A 12,238-nucleotide genomic window follows, 5' to 3' on the forward strand; every position below is an offset into this window, starting at 1 on the left:
TCCTCAGCTTTCTTTCTCTAGTTTGGTGATCAGAGTCTCCAAGGCGCGAACGATTTGCCCCAGCTCTGCATCAGAAAAGTCGCTAAACAGTGTACTGTAGTACGCTTCAGAAAAGATCGGCAGTTTTTCGAATTGCTCCCTCACTTTATCCGTCGAGCGAATCCAGACAACGCGGCGATCTTTTTCATCTCTTAGACGTTCTACCAGCTGCTCTCTCTCCAACCGATCAATGATGCCTGAAACCGTACTGTAAGACAGATCGACAGCCTTGCTGATCTGGCCGATGGTGAGCATTTCATCTTTAAGATGCCGCAAAACCATCAACTGCGGATAGGTCAATCCGACTTTCTCCAATTCTCTGGCAGCAATCATGTTGATCGTCTTGTTCAGGCGTTTTAAAAGGTCGCGGATGACCACTGGCTTGTTCATGGCTTCCCCCTTCTGATCAATTTATTTCGCACACGAAATTTTATCACACGAAATACTATACGTGTTTTCGTTTATGATTACAACCTTTTTTTGAATTGCATTTGAATAAAACTGTCTTCTGTTGAACATTTTTTTCTTTAAAAACGAGGAAGACAGCCCCCTGGAGCAGGTGCTGTCTTAAACTGGAAGCTGCGAACTGACAACTGTCGTACCCTTATGCGAAACAGGACCGGCTGGCTCTTCTTCCGGAAGCTGAAACTGTACGCTTGGCACATTTCTCGGTTCGTATTCAATCTCCGGGAATGAGTGAATCGTCACCATCATGCTTCCATTCGCGGAATAAGCACGGATCAGGATCGGATATGCGTATTTGTTCTGGAAGACGAAATCGGGGCCATACCAGCTTACGGTAGCATCCCTGCCTGGAGGAACATACGGCACGTTGCGGCTGTGCGAATACCTTTTCACGATATGTAGGCCAGCTTTGTCAACTGCATTGAACAGAGTCGAAGAAACCTGGCAAATCCCGCCGCCAATCCCCTCCGACAGTTCTCCTCTGACGATAATCGGCGCTTCGAGATAGCCTCTGCTTTTCGTTCGCTTGCCCACCACTTTATTGAAAGAAAACGTTTCTCCCGGCAGAACGACATAGTTGTTGATCGCTTTCGTAGCCAGCTGTATGTTATGAGAGCGATTGTGGTTTCGCGGATTAAAATACGTCGTGTATTGACCGATCCTGCGCTTGCGCACCTGCTCCAGCAAAGCGCGGTCCACACGCGGAAGCACATCGCGCAGGACAGGGGTGATCTGGGCCGGGCCGTTTCCGTAAAAGTAGGCATACACCTGGCCCCAAAAGGCCTTTTCATCCAGAGCTTGTCCTCTCTGTTCAGCGATAATCTGCCCTCGCTCATTGATAGCGGCATCTACCGGTGCCCGATAGACTTGAGCCGCAACACTTTTTCGCACCTCATCCAGCCTCGCCTCGTCTATCAAAGGGACGCCCGAAAGCGGCAATGTGTAATCGGCGCGATCCAGATAGGCAATCGGGGTTCCCTGCCAGACGATCCGGAGGAAATCGGTTGCGTCCAAGGGATGCACAAGAAGCATCAGTGCCATGACAAAAGAAAAACCCATCCGGCTGCTCACCTCCTTGGCATAGTATGAGCAGTCAAACGGGTTTCATGCGAATGGTCCGTTCTCCAGTCGGCCTCTCTGGCCGACTGGCTGTCAGTTTCAAGCAGGCTATCTGTCAGACCCCAGTTGGCTGGAGATCGCTGCCTCAAGCTCTGCGAGTTTTCTTTCGTCTGTCGCTTCCTGATAGATCAGAGACAAGCGGATCCGGCATTCCTCTGCCGCCTTCAAGCAGGCAGTGCCTCTTTTCGTCGCCTCCTTGTAACGCTTCTGGAAGGTGGCGATTTGACTTTGATACCGCTCATCCGTCCCTGGCTGGATTGCCCTCTCGTACATGTCGATGACCTCATCGGTTTCCCGCTCCGGAAAGTATTCATGCGGGGCTGTACTGTCAAAGATGGCGAGACCCCGTTCCGGCAGGACCACCATATCCAGGCTGTTCGGGTCCAGGCCGCAGTGGTATACCTCCGCATCAAATCCCCGTCTCTGCGCTTCTGCGACCAGGCGCTTCAAGATCGTGGATTTGCCCGATCCCGGCCTTCCTTTTATCAAATACCGCTTCGATACTTCCGCTGTCAGGTTGGGGACGAAATCCTTCGGACCCGCAGAAGTGGCTGCTCCCAAATACATCCGTCGGACTCGGGCTCTCTTCGCCGCTGTATCCTCACCGAAAAACAGGCGGATCACTTCGTCGCCCACCTGATTCGCCTTTTCCCGGTCGAGGTGGGCGATAAAGATACCCTCCCATTCATCGTGAATCCGCAGCGCTTCCGCAAACGCTTGGTGCGCCTCCAGCGTGCTTGCCTCGATCCGCTCGAGCAAAGAAACGATTTCTTCGCGATGAGACGCAAGCTTTTGTTTATCCACAGCATCTTGCAAATTGACATAGGTCTCGATCAAGCCGGGTCCCTCGGGCTTGAACTGGCGCGGGTATCCGCCGTCAACTACTGCTGCACTCCACTCCGGTATCACTACGCCATCAAAGGCTCCATTCACAAAAGGAGAGTGAATCCATTCGACCCGCTGGCCAAGTCGAATCGCCTGTTCTCCGATTTTTTCGATTAACCTGCTGGCGAGTCCCTCTGCATCGCCAGTAAGAACAATGCGCCGATCGATCCCGGTCAGTATCGCGTTCAAAAAAGACCGATACCCTCTCGCTGTATTTCCGCCTGCATAAATATGACGCTCGTTGACGCTCATGGCAATCCCTCCTGTAGAACTAAAAGCAAAATCAGCTTCCCGATATCGTATGCAGCAGCCGCCCATTAGGCGATTGTACCAATACGGACGTGCCGGCGTTCAGTAACAGCTTGCAGGCAAGCAAAAAGGCCGCTCTGCGATGCAGTCAGCGGCCTTCTTCCCGAGTCTTCTATTCTAATTGTTCAGATCGGTCATTTTTCCGGTGCTCATGTAAATAATCCACTCGCAGATGTTGGTCACATGATCCGCGATCCGTTCCAGATACTGTGCCACCAGCAACAGATGCGTGCCCTGCGAGATCGACTGTCCGTTCTTGGTCATCACGTCGATGAGATCCCGGAAAATCGTCGAAAACAATTTGTCGACAATGTCGTCGCGGGCCGCAATCTCTTCTGCCGCCTGCTTGTCAATCCCGATATAGGCATTCAGGCTGTCCCGCACCATCGCCTTGACATGATCCGCCATCAACGGAATATCGATCAGCGGCTTCACATACGGCTCGGCCATCAACCTCCGCGTAGTCTTCGCAATCGAGACCGCGTGATCGCCCATCCGCTCCAAATCGGTCACCAGCTTGAGCATCGTCCCCAGCCGCCGGAGGTCTCCGCCGACCGGCTGTTGCAAAGCGATCATCTGAAAGCAGCCGACCTCGATCTCGTGCTCCAGCTCGTTGATCAGGTGGTCGCTGGCGATGACTTGCTCGGCCAGTTGAACGTCACGCTCGACCAGGCTTTTGATCGATTTATGAATAGCTTCCTCTACTAGCGTCCCCATCGACATCAGCTTGCGATGCAAGCCGTCAAGCTGTTCTTCGAAAGCATGTCGCGTCATACCCTGTTTCCCCCTCATTTGTCTGTCACGACCATGGTACAAGGGGAATGTATACCGGGAGTAAAGGGAGTGTTATCTTTGTGTAAATGTTTCAAAAGCTCTCTACCATTCGATCGGCAGTGTCACTGTAAAGGTGCTGCCCTTTCCTTCCACGCTCTTCACCGTGATTTGCCCGTGGAGGCTTTCTACCAGATGCTTGACGATGGCAAGGCCCAATCCCGTGCCGCCCGAGTCGCGGCTGCGCGCTTTATCGACCCGATAAAACCTTTCAAAGATCCGCGGCAAATCCTGTTCCGGGATGCCGATGCCCGTGTCTGTCACCTGGATTTGCACGTGCCTGCTGTCCTGACGAAGCTCAAGCGTAATAGCCCCGCCCTCCGGCGTGTAGACGACAGCGTTGGTCACGAGATTTAAAATAATCTGCTGCAGACAGTCCTTGTCGGTCGTGAGCGTGATTCGCGGCTCTGCTTTGGGCAATGTGATCGAGATTTGCTTGCGCTGCGCCTGGTCTTGCAGGAGCGCAACGGTCGAGCTGATCAGGTCCTGAACATTGACCTGCACCAAATTCAAGGAAATTCGCTTCTGCTCGATTTTGGAGAGGTCGAGAATGTCCCGGATCATCCGATACAGTCTCTCGCTCTCATCAGAGATGATCTGCAGGAAATTGCGGCACGTCTCTTCGTCCTGCATCGCTCCGTCCAGCAGTGTTTCCGTAAAGCCCTTGATGGATGTGATCGGCGTCCGCAGCTCATGCGAGACGTTCGCCACGAAATCGCTCCGCATCTTCTCCAGACGGCGTACCTCGGTAAAGTCGTGCAGGACGACAACGACTCCTTTGGCTTCCCCTTTAAAGTTGATGTAGGGAGCAAAATTGACCTCAAGGATGCGCTCCTGCGGATAGTAAATATGCACTTCCTGCCGGAACTTTTCTCCGCGGTCCAGACAGCGGTCGATATACTGGCTTAGTCCGAAGCTTTTCCCCGCTTCGATGTGGAGCTTCCCGATCAAGTCGTTGGCCGAGGTTCCCAACAGCCGCTCTACCGCCGGGTTCACCAGCATAATCCGGCGCTGTTCCGAAATAAAAATGACACCGCTTGTCATATTGGTCAGCACACCCGAGAGTCTCTGCTGATTTTCCGAGATTTCGTACATCTGCTGCTCAAGGCTGGACGCCATGAAATTGATCGCGGTTGCCAACTGCCCGATCTCATCTTTTGCCTTGATCCTGACGCGGCTCTCGTACTCGCGCTGCGTGATGTTTCTCGCTACCCGCGTAATTTCTTCGATCGGCCTCGTGATGTTGTAAGAAATGCGGGAAACGACGATCGAGCCGAGCACCAGGGTAACGAGCAATCCCGTCACCAGGCTGTACCACAGATTGTGTACCGTGTCGGTAATATCCTGCATCGACATCGCCGAGCGGACCGAACCGATAATTTGATCTTCGACAACGATCGGAACCGCGACATACATCATTTCGTAGCCCAGCGTCTCGCTGTAATGTCTGTCTATACCCGTCTCCCCGCGAAGCGCGGCCGAAAACTCGGGACGGTCGGCGTGGTTCTCCATTCGCTCCTGTTCATACGTATTGTCAAACAGCACGCGGCCTGTACGGTCTATCAAGGTAAGCCGCACCTCTTCTCCCGGAGCCACCTGTTCCACCCTCTTGGCCAGTGTAATTTCGTCACTGAGCACTTCCGGGCGGACCGCCTGCGCTACCAGCTTGGATTCGCGGGTCAGAAGCTCGCTCAACGTCTCCAGGTAGGAACGCTCCAAAACCTTGGCAAAATACATGCCCATCAATAATAAGACAAGAGAAATCAGTCCGAGAATCGTGAGGGTGAGTTTGATCCGAAATCGCGTCAAGGAATCAGTCCCCCTGTCATCCTTCCAGCTTGTAGCCTAGGCCGCGAACGGTTTTGATATAACGGGGACTTTTCGTGTCTTCCTCCAGCTTTTCGCGCAAATGGCTGACATGCACGTCGACGATCCGCGAGTCGCCGATGAAGTCGTAATTCCAGACGGCATTCAGCAATTGGTCCCGAGTCAGGACTCTGCCGTGATGGCTGGCGAGATAATGGAGCAGTTCAAATTCCTTTGGCGTCAGCTCCACCTTCTCACTGCCTCGAAACACTTCGTATTTTTCCGGATAAATCCTGATTTCCCCAAATTGCAATACTACCTCGTCCGGGGCGGCCGCTGCCTCGGAAGATGTCTGGGTACGGCGAAGAATCGCTTTTACCCGGGCGATCACTTCTCTGGGGCTGAAAGGCTTCGTCAAGTAATCATCCGCCCCCAGCTCGAGACCAAGGATTTTGTCCAGTTCATCGTCTTTGGCTGTCAGCATCAGGATCGGCGTGTTGTTGCGCTCCTGGCGCAATGTTTTGCAGACGTCCATGCCTTCCATCTTGGGCAGCATCCAGTCGAGAATAATAAAATCAGGCTGCTCCGTGCGAGCCATATCCAGGGCCTGCTTTCCGTCACAGGCAGTTATTACTTGAAAACCGGCTTTTTCCAGGTTGAATTGCAGCAATTTGACGATAGACGCCTCGTCGTCTACCACTAAAATCTTTGTCATTATGTTTCCCCCCTACGCTGCCGTCCTCGGCTCTTCTCTAGTGTTCTCACGTTCCAGTCTGCCAAATCCAGCTTAGGTAAGACAAGTAATTTTTTTGTAAAGATGTTGTTGGGGCTGTGGTGGAGGAGATGAAACAGGAGAAAACTGCTGCAGGTTCGGTGGGACACTTGCTGGGGGCGGGGGGGTGTCCGGCGCCAAAGCAAAAGCGGAACCGCGTCCAAAAGCAGCAGGTTCATTGATGTCTCTCAGAGTTGGACGCTGAAAGCGTGTTCCGCTTTTGCTTTGGTGCCTGGGTAGTGTCCCAAAGACCTTTGCCGTTTTCTCCTGTTTCATCTCTACAGCCATAGTGGTTGGAGGGGGTGTTTTTAGCAGATACAGGAAGCATAAGGGTGAAAGCGATTCGAAGATGAGCAGGCATGAATCATTGTTAACTTTTTTCAGGAAAAATCAAAAGACGCCCCCTTGGGAGCGTCTTTCACTAGTAATAGCTATTGCGGGACTTTGTTATTGCAAAACCTTCATGACATTGCGCACGGAGTCGGCGGATTTGTCGAGGGCGGCTTTTTCTTCCGCCGTCAGTTCCAGCTCGATGACTTTCTCGATGCCTTTTCCGCCGAGCAGGGTTGGCACGCCGAGGTAGATGTCATTGTAGCCGTACTCGCCTTCCAGATAAGCGATGGAAGGCAGAATGCGTTTTTTGTCCTTCAGAATGGCTTCTGCCATTTGAACGAGAGAAGCAGCCGGCGCATAGTAAGCGGAGCCGTTGCCCAGCAGGTTGACGATCTCTCCGCCGCCTTTGCGGGTACGCTCGACGATCGCGTCCAGGCGATCCTTTGGAATCAGCGTTTCCAGCGGTATACCGCCCGCATAGGAGTAGCGTACCAACGGGACCATGTCGTCGCCGTGGCCCCCCAATACAAAGCCGGTAACGTCTTCTACGGACACGTTCAGTTCCATCGCTACAAAGGTGCGGAAACGGGCTGTATCCAGCACGCCGGATTGGCCGATTACGCGCTCTTTCGGGAAACCGGACGTTTTGAAGAACGTGTAGGTCATCGCATCTACCGGGTTGGACAGAACCAACACGATGGAGTTCGGAGCGTGCGTTTTCACTTGCTCTGCAACGGAGCGCATGATGCCTGCGTTGGTGTTGACCAGATCGTCGCGGGACATGCCTGGCTTGCGGGCAATCCCAGCCGTGATGATGACAAGGTCAGCATCCTTGATTTCCGCATAGTCCGCTGTGCCCGTGATGCTGGAGTCAAAACCGAGGACCGGAGAAGATTCCATCATATCGAGCGCTTTCCCTTTTGTCGGGTTTTCCAGTTGCGGAATGTCTACCAGCACGACATCTCCCAGTTCTTTTTGAGCCAGAATGAATGCTGTCGTTGCACCAGTGAAGCCGCTGCCGATCACTGCGATTTTTTTGCGTTGGAATGCCATATAAGGTCGCCTCCATAGCATTGCTTTTTGTTGGTTTGCTAATGGTCCCAGAAAGCCTTTTTGCTCGGTACTTTACACTTACATGTTTTTGATCAGGGCGTCAGCGAACTCGGAGCATTTCAGCTCGGTTGCGCCTTCCATCAGACGTGCGAAATCGTAGGTTACGGTTTTCGCGGAAATTGTTTTTTCCATGGAGTTGATGATCAGGTCTGCCGCTTCGTTCCAGCCCAGGTGACGGAGCATCATTTCGCCGGAGAGGATGACGGAAGACGGGTTCACTTTGTCCAGACCGGCATATTTCGGAGCAGTACCGTGAGTCGCTTCGAAGATTGCGTGTCCAGTCAGGTAGTTGATGTTTGCGCCAGGAGCGATACCGATACCGCCTACTTGTGCAGCCAGCGCGTCGGAGATGTAGTCGCCGTTCAGGTTCAGTGTAGCTACTACGTCGTACTCAGCCGGACGAGTCAGGATTTGCTGCAGGAATGCATCGGCAATCACGTCTTTTACGATGATTTTGCCTGCTGCTTCTGCTTCTTTTTGCGCTTTGTCAGCGTCGCCGCCTTCTGCTTTGATGCGGTCGTATTGCGCCCATGTGAATACTTTGTCGCCGAATTCGGCTTCAGCTACTGCATAGCCCCAGTTTTTGAACGCGCCTTCGGTGAATTTCATGATGTTGCCTTTGTGTACGAGGGTTACGGATTTGCGCTTGTTGTCGATCGCGTAGTTGATCGCTGCGCGAACCAGACGCTCGGTACCTTCTTTGGAAACAGGCTTGATGCCGATACCGGATGTTTCCGGGAAGCGGATTTTCTTCACGCCCATTTCGTTTTGCAGGAAGTCGATTACTTTTTTCACTTCCGGTGTACCTTCAGCCCACTCTACGCCAGCGTAGATGTCCTCGGTGTTTTCGCGGAAGATCACCATATCTGTCAATTCAGGATGTTTTACCGGAGAAGGAACGCCATCGAAGTATTGAACAGGACGTACGCAAGCGTACAGATCGAGCTCCTGGCGCAGCGCCACGTTGATGGAACGGATTCCGCCGCCGACTGGTGTAGTCAGAGGGCCTTTGATTGCGATCAGGTATTCGCGAACAGCAGTGAGGGTATCCTCAGGCAGCCACTCGCCGTATTGGTTGAAGGATTTTTCACCTGCGAATACTTCGAACCAAGCGATTTTCTTTTCGCCTTTGTATGCTTTTTCTACGGCTGCATCCAACACGCGAACAGATGCATTCCAAATATCAGGACCCGTACCGTCCCCTTCGATGAACGGGATGATCGGGTTGTTCGGTACTACCAGTTTGCCGTTATCTACTGTGATCTTTTGGCCAGAAGTTGGCTGCGACAAGTTTTTAAACACAAGAAATCCCTCCAGTATATGGAAAATAATGGTAGAAAAATATTTCCAGACGTAGGAGAACTACCACACTCGGTGGTAGTTCTCAAGCAGGTGCTTAGGAGTGTGGGCCCGCTATGGTGCCGCCTCCTCCACGATCGGAATAGCAAGGGTCATTAGCGGCGGTCGATTGGCACGTAGTGCTGGTTGACCGGTCCAGTGTAGTCGGCGCGCGGACGGATCAGGCGATTGTTTTCGTACTGCTCCATGATATGCGCAGTCCAGCCGGACATTCGGCTAATCGCAAAAATCGGCGTGAACAGATCGCTTTCCAGTCCGAGAGCGGTGTAAACGGAAGCGGAATAGAAATCGACGTTTGGCTTGAGGCCTTTTTCGCCAGTCACCATTTCTTCCACCTTGACGGACATCTCATACAGCTCTGGACGTCCGATTTGAGCGGTGAGCGCTTTGGACATTTGCTTCAGCCATTTCGCGCGCGGGTCTCCGTCTTTGTACACGCGGTGTCCGAAGCCCATGATTTTGTCCTTGTTGTCCAGCTTTTGACGGATGTAGGATTCCACATTGTCCATGGAACCGATTTCTGCCAGCATGGCTGCTACAGCTTCGTTGGCTCCGCCGTGCAGAGGGCCCTTCAATGTGCCGATCGCCGAAACGATACCGGAATAGATATCGGTCAAGGTCGCTACAGTCACACGCGCTGCGAACGTAGAAGCGTTGAACTCGTGGTCCGCATGCAGAATCAATGCTACGTCAAATGCTTTTTCTGCGGTTTCGGTAGGCTCTGCACCAGTCAGCATGTACAGGAAGTTTTTTGCAATCCCGTAAGACGGATTCGGAGCGACAGGTTCCAGTCCCTTGCGCATACGTGCATACGCTGCGATCAGGGTTGGGGTTTGAGCCATCAGGCGAATCGATTTCCGGTAATTGGCCTCAGGAGTCATGTCCTGCGCTTCTGCGTCGTAGAGCGCTAGCGAAGAGACAGCTGTGCGCAACGCCGCCATCGGGTGTACGCCTTTTGGATAGGCGCGAATGCTGTCGATTACCTCTTTCGGTACCGCAGCATTTTCGCCCAGTTGCTTTTTCAAAGCATCCAGCTGATCGCGCTTCGGTAGGGCTCCATGCCAGAGCAGGTACACAACCTCTTCAAAGGTAGCGTTTTCAGCGAGCTCGTCGATGTTGATACCTCCATAGCAAAGTACCCCATCGACAATCGAACAGATCGAAGATTGAGCGGCGACCACGCCTTCAAGTCCGCGAGTAGCTGTCATGTAACTCTCTCCTTTTCCACTCTAAGCTATATGAAATTGTCCTGGTGGTTCCTTTTACGACCACCCTCCGCACATGAATGATTGACAAATCGGCTTACATAATCATTCGCTTTTATAAAAAACGCGTATTTCAGGGAGGAGAGACCCACGGGTCCTGCTGCTGCATGGTTATAAAAAGAATCCAACCATAATTCGACACAATTATAAAAGATTATTGCGATTTTGTGAATGATAAATGTACAAGATGCAAAAAAGCCGGTGTATATGGCAAAGCTTGCTTGCACCTACCAGCATACTGCATAATAGTTACAAAGCGGTCACGATCGTTTTTTCACGCTGATCGGAGGGACAGCCGCCTGGAAACATTTATGAAAACAACGAATCCATCTCTCTATTCCTCCGTGGATAGAAAGGAGAGTACTATTGAACCGGCATAACTGGGTTGAACGCCTCTTTCAAATCATTCGGTTTTTATGGGTTTGCCTTGTCATTTATCTCGGCTTCAAGCTCATTGTATTCGCATCACCTTTACTGTACCCATTTCTAATCTCCTTAGTCATCGCACTTGTCATTCATCGGCCTGTGACGTTTTTGACCAGAAAGGCCAAGTTCCCCCGGTGGCTGTCCGTAACGATCGCCCTCCTTCTTTTAATCGCGATTTCCGGCGGCGTCGTCACGCTCGTCATCACCGAGACAGTCGTAGAGATTGGAGAATTGGCGAGAAAGCTTCCCGGATTTTCCAACGAGCTTGCTCAATACCTGCAGCGGACGATTTCCCAGGATTTTCTGACCGGCCTGTATGAGCAGATTCAATGGTTCTACTCGCATCTGGACCTTGCGTACAAGGATAAATTGGACAACACGATCAGACAGGGAATTACATCGATTACGCAAGCTGGACAGCAGCTCATTGTGCAGTTTCTCGATGGCTTGAAAAACTTCCTCGTGTCGCTGCCGAACCTGGCGACAGTGTTCGTGATTTCCTTGCTCGGCGCATTTTTCATTGCCAAGGATTTCTTCCTGTGGGAAGAGCGCTTCAGAAAGCTTCTCCCAAACGGCGTCAACAACCGGCTTGACGAGATTTTCAAGGATCTGAAAGCCGCTTTGTTCGGCTTCCTCAAAGCCCAGCTTACGTTGATTTCGTTGACAGCTGCCATCGTCATCATCGGCCTTTTGATCCTGCGGGTCGAATACGCAGTCACGATCGGACTGATTACCGGTCTCGTTGATCTGCTGCCGTACCTTGGCACAGGGACGGTATTTATCCCGTGGATCATTTACCTGTTTTTCAAAGGGAACTACAGTCTGGTCATCGGCTTGTCGATCCTGTACGGAGTCGTGCTGATATTCCGGCAGATTATCGAGCCAAAGGTCGTTGCCGAAAACGTCGGATTGGACCCGCTGCTAACGCTGGTCGCTCTGTTCGTCGGCTTGCAGATTTTCGGATTTCTCGGCCTCATCATCGGGCCTGTTTCCCTGGTGTTGATCAACGCGCTTGTAAAGGCGAAAGTATTTACCGATATTTGGAGGTACATCAAAGGGACCGAAACGTAAGAAAAAGGAGGCGACGGCCTCCTTTTTTGCTTGTTTTTATGATGTCAGCGCCGGAAGAAGAAATGAACCCGCCCGGAAGAGATCAGCGACCACAGCCATCTTTTTATGAAGTGGCGAATAATCATCCGTGTATAGGGAACAAGGAAAATGACTCCGACAACATCGGAAAAGAAGCCTGGCATCAAGAGCATAATCCCGCCTGAGAGCACCAGCGCTCCGTCAATCAGGGTCTCTGTAGGCATTTGGCCTCGGGAGAGCTGCAGCTGGAGCATCCGCATGACCTGCAGCCCCTGCTGCTTGGCCAGCCACGCTCCGACAAAGCCGGTCAAAATCACCAGCGCGATCGTATACCATGGACCGATCACCTTTCCGACCGCGATCAGCCCCCAGAGCTCTACCGCGGGAACGACGATAAACAGAACAAGCAATATGCGAAAAAGCATGG

Annotated in this window: 11 protein-coding genes; 1 reads left to right on the top strand and 10 read right to left on the bottom strand. The window is 52.2% G+C overall.

Translation table 11 applies throughout. The features are described 5' to 3' along the window. Nucleotides 1–3 precede the first annotated feature (3 nt). The 9 genes from V5G20_RS20880 to citZ all read right to left on the bottom strand — a co-directional run bounded on the left by V5G20_RS20880 (nucleotide 4) and on the right by citZ (nucleotide 10,239). Nucleotides 4–429 carry a MarR family winged helix-turn-helix transcriptional regulator gene (locus V5G20_RS20880; protein WP_003387981.1) on the bottom strand — a complete coding sequence of 142 codons (426 nt, stop codon included), beginning with the start codon at nucleotides 427–429 and terminating at the stop codon, nucleotides 4–6. A gap of 177 nt (nucleotides 430–606) precedes the next feature. Further along, nucleotides 607–1,563, bottom strand: coding sequence for a VanW family protein (locus V5G20_RS20885; protein ID WP_338462054.1), 957 nt, complete (start codon nucleotides 1,561–1,563; stop codon nucleotides 607–609). A gap of 108 nt (nucleotides 1,564–1,671) precedes the next feature. After that, nucleotides 1,672–2,760 carry a hypothetical protein gene (locus V5G20_RS20890; RefSeq protein WP_122958643.1) on the bottom strand — a complete coding sequence of 363 codons (1,089 nt, stop codon included), beginning with the start codon at nucleotides 2,758–2,760 and terminating at the stop codon, nucleotides 1,672–1,674. A 174-nt stretch (nucleotides 2,761–2,934) separates the two neighbouring features. Beyond that, nucleotides 2,935–3,591: a phosphate signaling complex protein PhoU gene (phoU, locus tag V5G20_RS20895; protein WP_003387985.1), complete on the bottom strand. Its 657-nt coding sequence runs from the start codon at nucleotides 3,589–3,591 to the stop codon at nucleotides 2,935–2,937. 102 nt (nucleotides 3,592–3,693) lie between these two features. Then, nucleotides 3,694–5,457, bottom strand: coding sequence for a two-component system histidine kinase PnpS (pnpS, locus tag V5G20_RS20900; RefSeq protein WP_338462057.1), 1,764 nt, complete (start codon nucleotides 5,455–5,457; stop codon nucleotides 3,694–3,696). Nucleotides 5,458–5,473: 16 nt separating this feature from the next. Next, the gene (locus V5G20_RS20905) at nucleotides 5,474–6,169 is read right to left on the bottom strand and encodes a response regulator transcription factor (protein WP_003387987.1); all 696 of its coding nucleotides are present in this window, start codon (nucleotides 6,167–6,169) and stop codon (nucleotides 5,474–5,476) included. 504 nt (nucleotides 6,170–6,673) lie between these two features. Further along, nucleotides 6,674–7,612, bottom strand: a complete 939-nt coding sequence (gene mdh, locus V5G20_RS20910; RefSeq protein ID WP_003387988.1) for a malate dehydrogenase — start codon at nucleotides 7,610–7,612, stop codon at nucleotides 6,674–6,676. A 78-nt stretch (nucleotides 7,613–7,690) separates the two neighbouring features. Continuing rightward, entirely contained in the window at nucleotides 7,691–8,974 is a 1,284-nt protein-coding gene (gene icd / locus V5G20_RS20915; protein WP_003387989.1) for an NADP-dependent isocitrate dehydrogenase, read from the bottom strand. Between the two features lie 152 nt (nucleotides 8,975–9,126). Beyond that, nucleotides 9,127–10,239, bottom strand: a complete 1,113-nt coding sequence (citZ, locus tag V5G20_RS20920; protein ID WP_003387990.1) for a citrate synthase — start codon at nucleotides 10,237–10,239, stop codon at nucleotides 9,127–9,129. 423 nt (nucleotides 10,240–10,662) lie between these two features. On the opposite strand from citZ, the gene ytvI reads away from it, so the two are divergent. Then, nucleotides 10,663–11,793 (top strand): sporulation integral membrane protein YtvI, encoded by a 1,131-nt coding sequence (gene ytvI / locus V5G20_RS20925; protein ID WP_003387992.1) that lies wholly within the window; start codon nucleotides 10,663–10,665, stop codon nucleotides 11,791–11,793. Nucleotides 11,794–11,837: 44 nt separating this feature from the next. Here ytvI and V5G20_RS20930 read toward each other — a convergent pair whose 3' ends face one another. After that, the gene (locus V5G20_RS20930; RefSeq protein ID WP_003387993.1) at nucleotides 11,838–12,236 is read right to left on the bottom strand and encodes an FxsA family protein; all 399 of its coding nucleotides are present in this window, start codon (nucleotides 12,234–12,236) and stop codon (nucleotides 11,838–11,840) included. Between the last annotated feature and the right edge of the window lie 2 nt (nucleotides 12,237–12,238).

Source organism: Brevibacillus borstelensis (assembly GCF_036700025.1).
In the GTDB taxonomy this organism is placed as follows: Bacteria; Bacillota; Bacilli; order Brevibacillales; family Brevibacillaceae; genus Brevibacillus; species Brevibacillus borstelensis.